Origin of the sequence: Accumulibacter sp., assembly GCF_016789985.1 — a bacterium.
In the GTDB taxonomy this organism is placed as follows: domain Bacteria; phylum Pseudomonadota; class Gammaproteobacteria; order Burkholderiales; family Rhodocyclaceae; genus Accumulibacter.
On sequence record NZ_JAEUOL010000014.1, the window covers coordinates 1 to 15,178 of the forward strand.

Here is a 15,178-nt window from a genome sequence, read left to right on the forward strand (position 1 = left end):
GCCAGGTAGGCGTTGCGTTTCATGTAATAGCGGGCGACGTGCAGTTCGAGTGAGGCCAGGGCATTGACCAGGTACTTCATGCGCAGGATCGCATCGGGTGTGTACTTGCTGTCCGGAAAGCGCGTCACCAATTCGCGGAAGGCGTCGAAGGACTCGCGCGCCCCCTTCGGGTCGCGTTCGGTCATGTCCTGGTTGCTGACGATGCCCATGATGCCGAGGTTCTCGTTGAAGTTGATCAATCCCTTCAGATAATAGACGTAGTCGACATTCGGGTGGTTCGGATGCAGCTTGATGAAGCGATCGCAGGCGGCGATTGCCGATGCCGGCTCCTGATCCTTCCAGTACGCATAGGCGATGTCGATCTGCGCCTGCTGCGCATAACGACCGTAGGGATAGCGCGATTCGAGCTTTTCGAAGTACTTGACCGCCTTGGCGTAAGAGCCTTCGTTGAGCGCATCCTTGGCTTCGGCATACAGCTTGTTGGCCGACCAGCCAATGGTTTCATCCTTGCTCTCGGGCAGGAGTCCGCAGCCGGCAATCAGCGAGGCGACAACAAGGGATGCGATTACCGCTAAACTACGCATGATGAAGAACCCAGAGAAGAGGAAGGCAGCGGCCGGATCGCCCGCGCAGGGCGGCAGGCCGAGCGATTATAGCGCAAACCTTAAAATTGCCCTGAACGTACCCGCAGATTGCAGTGGTCTCCGGCTCGACCAGATTCTTGCGCGCTTGCTGGCGCAACACTCGCGCAGCCGTCTGCAGGGCTGGATACGTGAAGGGCGGGTGGTGGTCGGCGGGATGACCGTCCTTGAGCCGCGCCACAAACTCTCGGCTGGGGAGAGCATCGAACTGGCTGAGGCACCGGATCCCCTCGCCGAATCATCGAACCCCGAGAACATTCCCCTGCCGGTGGTTTATGAGGATGACAGCCTGCTGGTGCTCGACAAACCGGCTGGCCTGGTGGTGCATCCGGGGAGTGGCAACTGGACAGGCACCCTGCTCAATGGACTCCTCTACCATGCACCACAACTCGCCGGCGTGCCGCGGGCGGGTATCGTGCATCGACTCGACAAGGACACCAGTGGCCTGATGATGGTGGCCAAGACGCCGGAGGCACAGACCGCTCTCGTCCGGCAGTTGCAGGCGCGCCGCGTCAAGCGCCATTACCGGGCGCTGGTACGCGGTCTTGTCGAGTGCTCCGGCACCGTTGATGCACCGATCGGCCGGCACCCGACCCTGCGTACGCGAATGGCGGTGGTATCGACGGGCAAGCCGGCGCGTACGCATTATCGTGTGCTCGAGCACTTCGTCGACTGCAGCCTGATCGAGTGCGCACTGGAGAGCGGGCGGACGCACCAGATTCGCGTGCACATGATGGTTGCCGGACATCCGCTGGTCGGGGACCCGACCTATGGTGGTGGTGTCAGTCGCGTACCGAAGGGGCCTCCCTTTCCCCGCCAGGCGTTGCACGCCTGCCGTCTGGCATTGGCCCACCCGTTGACCGGCAGAGCCATGGCGTGGCGCTCCGCTGTACCGGAGGACATGGCGTTCCTGATCGAAGCCCTGCGCCTGGATGCGCCGGCGGCGTTTGACGGCGCTGGCAATGATGATGCGGAGGATGACGACGCATGGGAGGACGACTGGGACGAAGGTCCGGAAGATATCTACGTTGGCCATGACGAGGACGACGAGGAAGATCCCGGTGAATAGTCAGGCTTCGATCCTTGTCCGTTGAAAGTTTTCATTGGCACACGGGGCGGCGAAACGATCATGCACGATGAGCATTTGATCGTGCCCGATTGGCCGGCGCCGGCAACCGTGCGCAGCCTGATTACGACCCGCCAGGGTGGGGTCGGTGCGGCACCTTACGCCAGCTTCAATCTGGGCGACCACGTGGGTGACGACCCGGCAGCGGTGGCCAGAAACCGTGAGCGTCTTGCCCGCAACCTGCCAGCACCGCCCTGCTGGCTGCGTCAGGTGCACGGTACGGCGGTGGTCGACGCAGCGATTGCCGCCCGTTTGGCGCTAATCCCGGTTGCCGACGGTGCGTTCGCGCGCCATCCGGGAGTCGTCTGCGCGGTATTGACCGCAGATTGTCTGCCGGTCCTGCTCTGTGATCGGGCGGGTTCGATTGTTGCCGTCGCGCACGCGGGGTGGCGCGGCTTGCAGGCCGGCATTCTGGAACGGGTAGTAGAAGCCATGGACGTTCCCGGCCAGCGGCTGCTCGCCTATCTGGGTCCGGCGATTGGTCCGCAGTCCTTCGAGGTGGGCGCCGAGGTCCGGCAGTCCTTCCTCGAAGCCCACAGGGAGGCGGCAGCCGCTTTCCGTCCGCTGCCGTGTGACGAAGGGGACGCGGGCACTTGCCCAAGCGGCGGGCACTGCCGGCCGGGCGACGGCGCCAGGCAGCACACCGGCGGCTGGCTGGCCGATCTCTATCTGCTCGCCCGCCAAAGCCTGTGGCGCCTGGGTATCGAGGACATCCACGGGGGCGAATACTGCACCGTGCGTCAGGCGAGCAAATTCTTTTCGTACCGGCGTGATGGGGTCACCGGGCGAATGGCGGCACTGATCTGGTTGGGTGGCGAGTAATCAAGGCGGGGGCGCCGGATCCTCGTCACCGCTGTCCGTCCGGGAGTCTTGCGCGGCTTGCCGTGCGGCGTGTCGACGACGGCCGGGACCACCGAACAGCCAGAGCAGCAGCGCAACCGGCAATAGGCCGTAGAACAGCAGCGTCAGCGCGCCGGCGACCAGATTGCGCTCGGTCAGTGTCATCAAGGCGACCACATAGAGCCAGCCGATGGCAATGATATGCATGCGGCGATTATAGGTCACCCTGGCGGCGCTCACCGTTTTCTGGCACGACTCCGTCACGGAACGGCACGCAAGTGCCGGATGTGCCAGCAAGTTCGATACTTTTGGCAGGGCGGCATTGACAGCAGGGATGCTGCAATGCAGAATCAAAGGTGGCCATGTGGCCCGTCACGAGCCTGCCATCGTCACCCTCGACACCGGGGGAGAGAGCTTCGGGTTTGCCAGACTTGTCGGCAAAGGTCAGTTCCCGGGAGGGGATGTTTTTCTAGGGCGCGCCGAAGCCAGTGCCCTGGGAATCAGCAGATGTTGTAATCCTGGCGGTCCAGTGCCGCCAATCGTTTCAATCGTCCACAGGAAAGGAAAGATCTATGACGCAACGTGTTGCTTTGGTTACAGGTGCCATGGGTGGTATTGGTACGGCCATCTGCCAGGAGCTGGCCAAGGCCGGTCACAAGGTGGTTGCCGCTTACCATCCGGAGTTCGACAAGCCGGTAGAGTGGAACACGGCGATGGCAGAAGCCGGTTTCAACGACTTCATCTGTGTTGCCGGCGATGTTTCCGATTATGATTCATGCGTTGCGCTGGTTGCCGAGGCCGAAGCCAAGGCCGGCCCGATCGACATCCTGGTCAACAACGCCGGTATCACCCGTGACAAGATGTTTGGCCGCATGGAACTGGCGCAGTGGAATGCCGTGATTTCGACCAACCTGGGGAGCCTGTTCAACATGACCAAGCAGGTCGCGTCGAAGATGGCCGAGCGTGGCTGGGGTCGCATCATCAACATCTCGTCGGTCAATGGCCTGCGGGGGCAAGCGGGACAGACCAACTACTCCGCAGCCAAGGCGGGCGTGATCGGTTTTACCAAGGCGCTGGCTGCGGAATTGGCAGCCAAGGGCGTAACCGTCAATGCCATTACCCCGGGCTATGTGGCGACCCCGATGGTGATGGCGATCAAACCGGAGATCCTGCAAGGCATTGTCGACACGGTGCCGATGAAGCGTCTTGCCAGGCCGGAAGAGATCGGTGGCGCGTGCGCCTATCTCGCTTCGGATATCGCGGGCTTCATGACTGGCTCGACGATGAACATCTGCGGTGGTCTCTACTACCAGTAACAGAAATTTATTTCAACGTGGTCCGGACAGGCTCCAAATGGGGCCTGTTTTTTTTGGCTGGCGTATAATTGTGCTGCACCGCACCAAAGGGCGCCAGCGGGCGCTCGCCGAGTCATCCGCACATGGAGGAAGGGTTGTCATGCCCGAGCAACCGCGACTGATCAAGAAATACCCGAACCGTCGTCTTTACGACACCAGGACGAGCGCCTACATTACTTTGAGTGACGTGAAGGACCTCGTGCTCGCCCGAGAGACCTTCAACGTGCTGGACGCCAAAACCAGCGAGGACATCACGCGCAGCATTCTGCTGCAGATCATTCTTGAGGAGGAGGCGGCCGGCATCCCGTTGTTCACCACCGACCTGCTGGCGCAGATGATCCGCTTCTACGGCCACGCGATGCAGGGAATGCTCGGCAAGTACCTGGAAACGAACATCAAGTCCTTCGTCGATTTCCAGAAGAAACTGCAGGAGCAGTCGCAGCAACTCTACGGCGAGAGCAACAGCCAGATGCAGAACGACATGTGGTCGCAGTTCATGAATTTCCAGGGTCCAGCGATGCAGACGATGATGGCGACCTATATGGAACAGAGCCGCAAGATGCTGCATCAGATGCAGGATCAACTGAAGAATCAGACCCGCACCTTGTTTACCAGCATCCCGCTTCCGGGTTTTCCCTCCGAGGCCGGGAAGCAGGCTTCGGACGTGGAAAAGTAGACCCGGTAGAGGCGATCCGCCGTCGGGTTTGATCGGCGTGGTGCTGCCTTGTTTCGTAGTACGAGGGCAGCATTGGGTCTTCGGACAGGCGGTCGATACTGTCCTGGATTCGGCCGAACGGGGTTTTCCTTTGTCCAGAGAAATCAGGGCAGCCTTCGCTAGCGCAATAGCGCGACATAGGTAGCCGCAATGATTGCCGTGGTGATGACGCCACTGATGTTGGCCCCCAGGGCCTGCGGCATGACGATCGCTCCCGCATTGGCAGCGCTGGCTACCTTTTGTACGATCTTGGCGGTGGTCGGAACGCAACTGACCCCGGCAATGCCAATGATCGGGTTGAATTTGCGGCCACTCCAGAAATACAGGATGTAGCCGCCTAGGAGACCGCCCAGGGCGGAGATCGTCAGGGCCAGCATGCCGAGAAGCAGCAACTTCAATACGGTCGGTTCGAGCAGGGTGTTGGCTTCACAGAGCACGCCCAGCGTCAGGCCGAGGAAGAAGGTGGCCGCGTAGAGGAAGACCTCGCCGAGCAGCTTGGTGAAGGGTTCGATCCCGCTTTCGCGCACCGCAACGCCGAGGAAGAGCGAGAAGAACAGAGGCGCCGCGACCGGAAACAGTAGGCACAGCAGGGTGCAGGCCACCACCGCGAAGGTGAGCTTCTGCGAACGGGTGATTCTCGGTCCACGATCTGCGACCATGCTGATGCCGCGGATGTGCTCCGGTACGAGCCACTTGATCAGGTAGGGGTAGGCGCCATAGGTCAGGCCGAGATAGAGATAGCCAACGACTGTAATGGGAACGAACAGATCCTTGGCCAGGACCAGCGAGGTGAACAGGACCATCGGGCCATCGGCGCCGCCAATCGTGGCCACCGCTGCGGCCTGGCCCTGGTTGAGGCCCAGCCAGACGGCGATCGGGAAGACCGCAATGGTCCCCAGTTCGGCGAAGAGGGCGATGAACATGCTTTGAAAGGGTCGCGCCATCACGTAGCCCACATCGAGCAGGACGCCGATTCCCATGAATACCAGGCAGGCGATCAAACCGTTGCTGAAGGTCAGTGTGTAAATTGGCTGTAGCCAGTCGATCTGCATGATGTTCATCAGCTCGATCGGGTCGGACATCAAGGGATCGACGAACAGTGTGCCCATCTTGCTGCCATCGAGGAACATCACGCCGGCGTTGACCGACGACATGCCCAAGCCCATGGGAATCATCAGCAAGGGTTCAAGGACGTTCTTGGAACCCAGGTAGATCAGCAGAAAGCCGAGCAACATCAGGAAGATCCGCCCGAACATAATTTTCGGCTCGGACGCCACCAGGGTGGCGATGCCCTGGAACAGATCGAGAAAGTGAATGCCTTCCATACGCTTCAGTCCTCGCGCCAGGCAGCAATACCCCCTGCCGGCGCATCGAATTGCAGACGACAGGAGCTCGCTCCCGCCTCATGTGGCAGATCAAGCGATGGTCACCAACGGCTGGCCGCCCTCGACCGCATCTCCCGGTGCGACCAGAACACGGGTCACCTGACCAGCGCGTGTCGCCATGACCGGTGTTTTCATTTTCATCGCCTCGAGCACCAGCAGCCGGTCGCCTGTCGCCACCGTCTGGCCGACCTTGACGTCAACCTCGACCACCACGCCGCCCATGCCGGCAACCTCGTCGCCAGCTCCGGCGGCGGCTGCGCCTGGCCGTGGTGCGGCGGCCGCCGCTGGGGCTGCGCTGGTGGCGCTACCGGCGGCAGCGACCGGCATCGCCGAGGTCGGTGCCGCCGCTGGTGCCGCCTGGCCGGCTGTGAGTTCCAGAACACTGACCTCGTACTCGCGTCCATTTACGGTAACCTTGAATTGTCTGGGCATGTCTTGCTCCTTTTATCTGGGGCCTCGGCCCGTGGGCCCCGGCGTATGGGTATGCTGGGCGGCGCGTGCGCCGGTGGCCCAACCATGAGTGGTCGGTGCGATGTGCAGTATGCGGTGCGGTCCCATGGCTACGAAGATTGCCGCCGACAACGCGGCCACATCCTCGTCGGGAACGCCAAGACCGATCGGGCAGACGGTTCCGGTCGGAATGTCGAGCGGCTTGGTCTTTTCCATCCGGCCGGTCACCGTGACCATGACCTTGATCAACACGGCCACCAGTATCGAGATGACGATGGAAATGCCGTAGACCTGCAGTGCCGTGTAAATAGCATCAGTCGCCATCGGGTGTTGTCCTTATGTGCCGATTACATGGGAATGTTGCCGTGCTTCTTGGCCGGCCTGAGCTCACGTTTGTCGAGGATCTTGCGCAGGGCGAGGGCGACCATCCAGCGCGTGTCCTGCGGTTCAATGACGTCGGTGATGTAGAAATTGCTGGCCGAGACGTAGGGCGACGCGAACTCGTCGCGGTACTCCTGAGCCAGTTCGGTTGCTCTTGCCTGACGATCCTCGGCTTGCTCGAGTTCCTTGCGATAAAGGATTTTCACTGCTGCTTCGGCACCCATCACCGCGATCTCGGCAGTCGGCCACGCATAAACCATGTCCGCTCCCATCTCCTGGCTGCACATCGCGAGATACGAACCGCCATAGGCCTTGCGCAGGATCACCGTGATTTTTGGTGCGGTGCAGGATCCGTAGGCGGAGAGCATCTTCGCGCCGTGCCGGATGATGCCGCCGCGCTCCTGCTCGACCCCAGGCAGAAAGCCCGGCACATCGACCAAGGTGACCACGGGCACGTTGAAAATGTTGCAGGTCCGGACAAAGCGAGCCACCTTGTCGGCGGCGTTGAGATCGAGCGCGCCAGCCATGACCATCGGCTGGTTGGCGACCAGGCCGATGACCACGCCACTGATGCGCGCAAAGCCGACGATCACATTGCGCGCAAAGCCCGCATGTACCTCGAGCAGTTCGCCCTTGTCCACCACACGGCGGATCACCGCATACATGTCCAGCGGCTCGGACGGGCTGTCCGGGATGCATTGGTTGATCCCGGGGTCCTCCATCTCCTCGATCGGCACCGAGAGGTCGTGCGGTGGGTCCTCGGTATTGTTCGACGGCAGGTAAGACAGTATCTGCTTGACTAGGCTGATCGCATGCTGGTCGTCTTCGGCAACGAAGTGCGCATTGCCGCTGACTGTCGAGTGCATCTCCGCACCGCCGACTTCCGCCATGGTCGTCGCGCGGCCGGTCACTGCCTTGATCACTTCTGGTCCTGTCAGGAACATGTGCGCGTTGGTACGCGTCATGATCACGAAATCCATCAAGGCCGGCGAGTAGGCCGCTCCTCCAGCGCATGGCCCGCAGATCACCGCGATCTGTGGCACCACGCCGGAGAGCAGGACGTTGGCGTAGAAGACGTCGCCGTAGCCGGACAGGGCATCGACCCCCTCCTGGATGCGCGCGCCGCCGGAGTCCTTGAAGGCAACCAGTGGCACTCCGGTTTTCAGTGCATGGCGCATGATGCGCGTGATCTTCCGTGCCTGCATCTTGCCAAGCGTGCCGGCAACCACACTGAAGTCCTGGCTGAAGGCGGCGACCTGCGTAGACCCAACGTAGCCGCTGCCAGCAATCACTCCATCAGCCGGCAGGACGCGGCCGGCCATGCCGAAAGCGGTTGCGGCGTGCGCCGCGTAGAGACCAAGTTCCTGGAAAGTGCCTTCGTCGAAGAGGGTGTCGAGCCGCTCACGGGCGGACAGCAAACCCTTGGCGTGCAGCGCTTCCAGTTTCTCGGGACTGACGTTTTCGGTCAGCTTCGCGCGTTTGGCGCGCAGCTTTTCTATCAACTCCGGTCGTATCGTCATCTGGATTCCTAACAGTATCTGAGTTGGAACTAATTCTCATTCTTGCAACATCGGGTGGCTGGCAAACTTTCGGCAGCGTAGTATCCATACTTTCGTGCGTGTTGGCTAGTGGAAAAAATTTCCGCCTCGCGGACCACGGCAGGAAACAGGAGGGTGGGATCGCCGCTCGTCAAGGCGTGACGTACTGGCGGCACATCCACATCCGTCACCAGGCGGCACGGGTATCACCGGCGCACTCCCGGATTGGCGGGAAGGAAGACCGTGATGGCGTACAATGTGGGATGTCGGTTGGGGAAGGGGAGGCGATCCACGCTCAGTGGCGTGACCGGACAGCCGCCTGCAGAAACAAAAAAGCCCCGATGAGTCGGGGCTTTTGTTCTGGGGCTTTCGTTTTTTGTGTCTGGTGCCCAAGAGAGGAATCGAACCTCCACGGTGTTGCCACCACTAGGACCTGAACCTAGCGCGTCTACCAATTTCGCCACCTGGGCATTTCCAGCGAAGGCCGAATTCTATAGGAACAAGAGCAAATGTCAATAACGAAACCGTCGGCGATGCGCCGCCGCGATCCTCATTTCGAGCGCGAGCTCAAACGCTACGAACAGCCACTGCCGTCACGCGAGTACGTGCTGCAGGTGCTCGGCGAACAGGGCAAGCCGGTTAGTTTCGAGGCGCTCTGTCTGCTGCTCGACATTCGGACGACTGAACTGGATGCTTTCCAGCGTCGCCTGCGGGCGATGGAGCGTGAAGCCCAGTTGCTGCGCAATCGCAAGGCCTGCTACCTGCTACCAGAGCGCGCCAGCCTGATTGCCGGGCGTGTCGAGGGACATCCCGATGGCTATGGTTTTCTGGTTCCGGACGATGGCAGCGAGGATCTGTCGCTCGAGGCACGGCAGATGTCCAAGGTTCTGCATCGCGACCGAGCGCTCGTGCGCGTGGTTGGCGTTGACCGCCGCGGACGTCGTGAGGGGGTCATCGTCGAAGTGCTGGAGAGAGCCAACAGTCGCGTCGTCGGCCGCGTCCTCGTCGAGCATGGCATCACCCTGGTTGTCCCCGAGGACAGGCGCATCAACCAGGATATCCTGGTGGCGCCGGATGGCCCTATCCCTGTTCGCGCGGGTGAGGTGGTCACGGTCGAGATCATCGAGCAGCCGGACCGGCACGCCAAACCGATCGGGCGAATCGTCGAGGTGCTCGGCAACTATGCCGACCCCGGGATGGAAATCGAGATCGCACTACGCAAACATGCCCTGCCGTTTGCCTTTTCGGAGGCGGCCCTGGCGGAAGCCGCACACCTGCCGGAGCAGGTGGGGCAGTACGACTGGCAGGGTCGGGTCGATCTGCGCGCGTTGCCTCTGGTGACGATCGACGGGGAAACGGCCAAGGATTTCGATGATGCGGTGTTCGCCGAGCCCCGTGAGCAGGGCTGGCGCCTGGTGGTGGCGATTGCCGACGTCGGCCACTATGTGAGGCCGGGATCCGCTCTCGACCGGGATGCGCAGGAGCGAGGCAACTCGGTCTACTTTCCGCGCCGGGTCATCCCGATGTTGCCGGAAAAGCTGTCCAACGGCCTCTGCTCGCTGAATCCTGGGGTCGATCGTCTGGCGATGGTCTGCGACATGACGATCGACGGCTCCGGAGAAATCACCGATTATCGTTTCCATGAAGCGGTTTTTCGTTCGCATGCCCGCTTGACCTACGATCAGGTGTGGAACTGGCTGGCCGGAGTCGAGTCTCCGGCCAGCGAACTGCACCGCCACCTGCAACCGCAGTTGCAGGCGCTCTACGGGCTGTTCCAGGTGCTCGTCCAGGCGCGCGGAAAACGCGGTGCGATCGACTTCGAAACCATCGAGACGATGATGCTGTTCAACGACCAGGGCAAGATCGAAAGGATTGTTCCGGTGCGCCGCAACGACGCTCACCGACTGATTGAGGAGTGCATGCTGGCTGCCAACGTGTGCGCCTCGGATTTCCTGCAGACCAGCAAGCAGGCCTGCCTGTACCGCATCCATGAAGGTCCGACGCCGGAGAAGCTCGAGGCGCTGCGCAACTTTCTCAAGGAGTTTGGTATCGACCTGGGCGGCGGCGACGATCCGACCGCCCGGGACTATGCCGAGTTGCTCGACAGCATCAAAGGTCGTCCGGATGCCCATCTGTTGCAGACGGTGATGCTGCGCTCCTTGCGCCAGGCGATGTACAGCCCGGACAATGTCGGCCACTTCGGACTGGCCTACGAGCACTATACCCATTTCACCTCACCGATCCGGCGCTATCCTGACCTGCTGGTGCATCGATCGATCAAGGCCGTCCTGGCAGGACAACAGTATTCGCCGGGCAAGTGGGAAGAGGCTGGTCTGCATTGCTCGATGACCGAGCGGCGCGCCGACGAGGCGACGCGCGATGTCAGCAACTGGCTCAAGTGCTACTACATGCGCGAGAGGATTGGCGAGAGCTTCGCCGGGACAATTGCCGCGGTCGTGCCCTTTGGCATCTTCGTCGCGCTCGACGAGGTGTATGTCGAGGGTCTGGTGCATGTATCGGAGCTCGGCGATGAATATTTTCAGTTCGACAGCGCCAAGCACCAGATGCTTGGCGAACGAACGGGCAGGCGTTTTCGTCTGGGCGACCGCGTGCGGGTGACGCTGGTCCGTTCCGATCTGGAAACCGGGCGCATCGACTTCGTGCTCGATGAAGCCGCATCGCCTGCCAACTCGGGGAGTCCCGCAACGGACTTCGGCCAAAGGCGCAGGGATTTCTGAGCATGGCCGACCCCACCAGTCGCCGCAACTTTCTGCGTGGCCGATTTTCGACCCCCAGGGCAATCTTGCGTCCCCCCTGGGCGCTGGCCGAGCAAGCCTTCGTGGCAGCCTGCACGCGTTGCGGAGATTGCCGTGTGGCGTGTCCGACACGGATTGTCGGGGACAGTGGCAGCGGCTATCCGGCGATCGATTTTGCCGCTGGCGAATGCACCTTCTGTGCGGCCTGCGTCAGTGCCTGCACCACCGGCGCCCTGCAGCGGGTGGCCGGACAGGCGCCGTGGGGGGCGTGCGCGACGATTGGCGAACGCTGCCTGGCGTGGCAACGAGTCGAGTGCCGAATCTGCGGAGATCTGTGCGTGGCGGGCGCGATCCGCTTCTGCCTGCAGCAAGGTGGCAGCACACTGCCGATGCTTGACACCAAACGCTGCACCGGCTGTGGCGCATGCGTGGCGCCTTGTCCGCCCCAGGCAATCGTGGTGGCGGATGGCGATCGTGGGTTGTGACGACAGGGCGGAGGATTGGTGCAGAGTGGGTGCGGAGAGGGCTGCGGCGCAGCACAGAGGCTGTGCGGGTCATGCGCGGGTGACAAGCTGAGGTTGGGACGATGATGGGTAAGAACGGGGAAGCGCCGGCGACGATGTTGAAGGCGGCTCGGTCGGCGTCGCCGGAAACGGCTGCCAGGTTGCTGCGCGTCGTGTCGCTGATGGTCGAGGAGACCCGCCCGGGGCGAGCCGGACGAGTCAGCATGGGCAGCCACCTGGAGCGGGACCTGGGTCTCGACAGTCTGGCGCGGGTCGAACTGCTGCTGCGTATCGGCAGCGAGTTTGGCCGGTCGTTGCCCGACGCGGCGCTCGCCGATGCCCAGACACCACAGGATCTGCTGCGCCTGATCGACCGTACCGGTGCCGAGTGCTTCGCTGAAGTCGTCGTCGAGCCAACCGCGGTCGCCGGGTCGATCAGCATTCCCGAGCAGGCGCAGACGCTGGTCGAAGTCCTCGAGTGGCATGCCGAACGCCAGCCGCAACGCCCGCATGTGCTGCTCTATGGCGAAGCCGTTGCCGATTCCTCCGAGTTTCGCGCCGAGCCCCTGTCCTACGGCGAATTGCTGGCGCAGTCGCGGCGGGTGGCGACCGGTCTGGTAGCACGCGGCCTGTTGCCGCGCCAAGCGGTGGCGTTGATGCTGCCGACCGGGCGCGACTATCTGACCAGTTTCTTTGGCGTGATGCTCGCCGGAGGCATTCCGGTGCCGATCTATCCGCCAGCTCGCCTGGCGCAGATCGAGGACCACCTGCGGCGACACGCGCGCATCCTGGACAACGCGGAAGCGGTGTTCATCATCACCGTGCCGCAGGCGAAAGGGGTGGCTGCCCTGCTGCGCGTCGAGGCGCCGACCCTGAGCGAAGTGCTAACCCCCGAAGAGCTCGATGTCGAGGCGATGACCCTGCTCTACCGCGCGGCGGCGGCGGACATCGCCTTCCTGCAATACACCTCGGGAAGCACCGGCGACCCCAAGGGCGTCGTGCTCAGTCATGCCAACCTGCTCGCCAACCTGCGTGCCATGGGTGAAGCGGTCGGGGTGGACAGCGATGACGTCTTCGTCTCCTGGTTGCCGCTTTACCATGACATGGGATTGATCGGCGCCTGGTTCGGCTCGCTCTACTTCGGCATGCGGCTGGTCCTGATGTCGCCGCTGGCTTTTCTGTCACGTCCTGTGCGCTGGTTGCGTGCGATCACGCAGCACCGCGGTACACTTTCCCCGGCACCCAACTTCGCCTACGACCTGTGCGCACGGAAACTTGCCGCTGCCGACCTCGTCGGACTCGATCTCTCTTCCTGGCGGCTGGCACTGAATGGCGCCGAGCCGGTGAGTCCGGCAACGCTGCAGGCCTTTGCCGACCGCTTTGCTCCCTACGGGCTGCATCGCACGGCGATCACCCCGGTCTACGGGTTGGCCGAGTGTTCGGTCGGCCTAGCCTTCCCGCCGCTTGACCGCGGTCCGCGCATCGACCTGATCCAGCGCCAGGCTTTGGTGAGCAGGAAGTGGGCCGTAGTGGCAGGCGAGGGAGAAGTGGATGTGATGGAGGTCCCGGCCTGTGGCCGGGTGCTGCCGCGGCACGAGATACGCATCGTTGACGAGGATGGCTGCGAGTTGCCAGACCGACGGGTGGGGTGTCTGCAGTTTCGTGGGCCATCGGCGACCACCGGTTACTACCGTAACCCGGCGGCAACCGCAGCACTGTTTCGCGACGGCTGGCTGGACTCCGGGGATTACGCCTACACCGTCGAGGGCGAGATCTACCTGACCGGCCGGGTCAAGGACCTGATCATCCGGGGCGGTCGCAATCTCTATCCCTACGAACTCGAACAGGCGGTCGGCAACCTCCCCGGGGTGCGCCGCGGATGCGTCGCAGTGTTCGCCAGCAACGATCCGGTCAGCGCGACCGAGCGACTGGTGGTGCTGGCCGAAACACGCGAGGACGACCCCGATCGACGCGAGGCACTGCGGCAGAAAATCAACGAAGTGGCGGTCGAAGCGATCGGCATGCCGGCTGACGAGGTCGTGCTGGCGCCGCTCAATTCGGTACTCAAGACCTCCAGTGGCAAGATCCGGCGTAACGCATCACGCGAGGTCTTCGAACGCGGTCTGATCGGCGCCAGAACGACCCCGCCGCGACGGCAGATGTTGCGCCTCGCGGTGGCGGCCTGGCGCGCACGTGGCGCAGAGATTGCAGGACGGCTGGCCAGGCGGGTCTATGGTCTCTGGTGCTGGACCGTCTTCCTCCTGCTGACCTTGCCGGTGATGTCCCTGGTGCTCGCGTTGCGATCGCCGACCATCGGCCGTCGCATCGTCCATCGGGCCGCGCGCATCTTCCTGCGGCTGGCCGGCATGCCCGTGTCCGGGATGATGGCGGGGGATGTGCCCGGCGTTCCGCATCTCCTGCTGGTCAACCATTGCAGCTATCTCGACTCGCTGGTCCTTTGCGCGAGCCTTCCGCCGGATGCGGCCTACGCTTTCGTCGCCAAGCGCGAGTTCGTCGCACAGCCTTTGATCCACGCCTTCCTGTGTGCGCTCGGCACACTGTTCGTCGAGCGTTTCGAGGCTTCGAGGAGCGTCGAGGATGTTGACGAGATCGTTGCTGCGCTCGGTCGGGGGCAGCGGGTGATGATCTTCCCGGAAGGGACCTTCTCGCGCGAAGCCGGACTCAAGCCGTTTCGCATGGGCGCTTTCGTCGCCGCGGTGCGGGCCGGCGTACCGGTGCTGGTAGGCGGACTGCGCGGCACGCGTGCCGTCCTGCGCGATCGCACCTGGATGCCGCGGCGCGGTCCGCTGAGTTTCGAATTCGGGCCGCAACTGTCACCGACGGGTGGTGACTGGGCGGCAGCGGTGAGATTGCGCGATGCCACCCGTCAGGCGATGTTGTGCCTCTGCGGTGAACATGATCTGGAACGCTGAGCGCCGGCGGCAGTCACCCTGAGTCCAGGGGGGCACCAGCGGTTTTCGCTCAGTTCTTCTTGACCGCCTTCTTGACGGCGTCGCCCTTGAAGGTGTTATCGACCAGCGGCGGTGCGTCGACCTGCGGCACATGACACTGTACGCAGTTGTAGCGGCCGCCGACCGCTTCAACGTGTTTCTTGCCATCGCGGTCGATGAAATGGCTGTCACCGATCTTCGGCGCCTTCTTTTTCTGGTAAGTGGCCGCCGAGTGACAATCCATGCACTGGTTGCCTTCGAGATTGATCTCGTCGAAATTCTCGACGGCATGTGGGATGACCGGTGGTTGCGTGCTGAATGTCCGGGCAACCGGGGTCTCCGTGCCGGGACGCTTGCCGGCATAGGTCTTGATTTCCGGTGCCTGGTCGGGTGCTCCGACGTCGACGCCGCGCATCGACGTGGCGTTGTCTGCGGCAAACGCCAGGGACGTCAGGCAGCTCGCCAGGATGGCGAGGCTAAGTTTCAGTGGCTTGTTCATGATTGGCGTTCCCTCCACGTCAAAGGTTTGTTGCAATG

14 protein-coding genes and 1 tRNA gene are annotated in these 15,178 nt (G+C 62.7%); 7 read left to right on the top strand and 8 right to left on the bottom strand.

Annotation, left to right across the window (positions count from 1 at the left end; all coding sequences use genetic code 11):
• Positions 1-584 (bottom strand): outer membrane protein assembly factor BamD (locus JNK99_RS00830; RefSeq protein ID WP_291847232.1); only part of this gene is annotated, 584 nt, incomplete at its 3' end.
• 1 nt (position 585) lies between these two features.
• On the opposite strand from JNK99_RS00830, the gene rluD reads away from it, so the two are divergent.
• Both rluD and pgeF read left to right on the top strand, forming a co-directional pair.
• Entirely contained in the window at positions 586-1,710 is a 1,125-nt protein-coding gene (gene rluD / locus JNK99_RS00835) for a 23S rRNA pseudouridine(1911/1915/1917) synthase RluD (protein WP_291847260.1), read from the top strand.
• A 60-nt stretch (positions 1,711-1,770) separates the two neighbouring features.
• Positions 1,771-2,589: a peptidoglycan editing factor PgeF gene (gene pgeF, locus JNK99_RS00840; protein ID WP_291847234.1), complete on the top strand. Its 819-nt coding sequence runs from the start codon at positions 1,771-1,773 to the stop codon at positions 2,587-2,589.
• Here the strand turns inward: pgeF and JNK99_RS00845 are convergent, their stop codons facing one another.
• A complete protein-coding gene (locus tag JNK99_RS00845) occupies positions 2,590-2,814 on the bottom strand; it encodes a hypothetical protein (protein WP_291847262.1) in 225 nt (74 codons plus the stop codon). It abuts the gene before it with no gap.
• A gap of 365 nt (positions 2,815-3,179) precedes the next feature.
• Between JNK99_RS00845 and phbB the strand changes: the two genes are divergently transcribed.
• Complete coding sequence (gene phbB, locus JNK99_RS00850; RefSeq protein WP_291847236.1) at positions 3,180-3,923, top strand: acetoacetyl-CoA reductase; 744 nt, start codon at positions 3,180-3,182, stop codon at positions 3,921-3,923.
• Between the two features lie 139 nt (positions 3,924-4,062).
• Positions 4,063-4,638, top strand: coding sequence for a polyhydroxyalkanoate synthesis repressor PhaR (gene phaR / locus JNK99_RS00855; RefSeq protein WP_291847239.1), 576 nt, complete (start codon positions 4,063-4,065; stop codon positions 4,636-4,638).
• Between the two features lie 158 nt (positions 4,639-4,796).
• Here phaR and JNK99_RS00860 read toward each other — a convergent pair whose 3' ends face one another.
• From JNK99_RS00860 to JNK99_RS00880, 5 genes are all read right to left on the bottom strand, one after another.
• Complete coding sequence (locus tag JNK99_RS00860; RefSeq protein WP_291847242.1) at positions 4,797-6,002, bottom strand: sodium ion-translocating decarboxylase subunit beta; 1,206 nt, start codon at positions 6,000-6,002, stop codon at positions 4,797-4,799.
• Positions 6,003-6,092: 90 nt separating this feature from the next.
• The gene (locus tag JNK99_RS00865) at positions 6,093-6,494 is read right to left on the bottom strand and encodes an acetyl-CoA carboxylase biotin carboxyl carrier protein subunit (RefSeq protein ID WP_291847245.1); all 402 of its coding nucleotides are present in this window, start codon (positions 6,492-6,494) and stop codon (positions 6,093-6,095) included.
• A 12-nt stretch (positions 6,495-6,506) separates the two neighbouring features.
• A complete protein-coding gene (locus tag JNK99_RS00870) occupies positions 6,507-6,836 on the bottom strand; it encodes a hypothetical protein (protein ID WP_291847248.1) in 330 nt (109 codons plus the stop codon).
• Between the two features lie 23 nt (positions 6,837-6,859).
• On the bottom strand, positions 6,860-8,413 hold the full coding sequence (locus JNK99_RS00875) for an acyl-CoA carboxylase subunit beta (RefSeq protein ID WP_291847251.1): 1,554 nt from the start codon (positions 8,411-8,413) through the stop codon (positions 6,860-6,862).
• Between the two features lie 401 nt (positions 8,414-8,814).
• Positions 8,815-8,901, bottom strand: a tRNA-Leu gene (locus JNK99_RS00880).
• Positions 8,902-8,940: 39 nt separating this feature from the next.
• On the opposite strand from JNK99_RS00880, the gene rnr reads away from it, so the two are divergent.
• The 3 genes from rnr (at position 8,941) to JNK99_RS00895 (ending at position 14,623) form a co-directional block, all read left to right on the top strand.
• Positions 8,941-11,169, top strand: a complete 2,229-nt coding sequence (gene rnr, locus JNK99_RS00885) for a ribonuclease R (RefSeq protein WP_291847252.1) — start codon at positions 8,941-8,943, stop codon at positions 11,167-11,169.
• Between the two features lie 2 nt (positions 11,170-11,171).
• Positions 11,172-11,672 carry a ferredoxin-type protein NapF gene (gene napF / locus JNK99_RS00890; protein ID WP_291847253.1) on the top strand — a complete coding sequence of 167 codons (501 nt, stop codon included), beginning with the start codon at positions 11,172-11,174 and terminating at the stop codon, positions 11,670-11,672.
• 101 nt (positions 11,673-11,773) lie between these two features.
• Positions 11,774-14,623, top strand: a complete 2,850-nt coding sequence (locus JNK99_RS00895) for an AMP-binding protein (RefSeq protein WP_291847256.1) — start codon at positions 11,774-11,776, stop codon at positions 14,621-14,623.
• Positions 14,624-14,672: 49 nt separating this feature from the next.
• Here JNK99_RS00895 and JNK99_RS00900 read toward each other — a convergent pair.
• Positions 14,673-15,178, bottom strand: a 506-nt coding sequence (locus JNK99_RS00900) for a nitrate reductase cytochrome c-type subunit (protein WP_291847258.1), incomplete at its 5' end; no start/stop codon positions are given.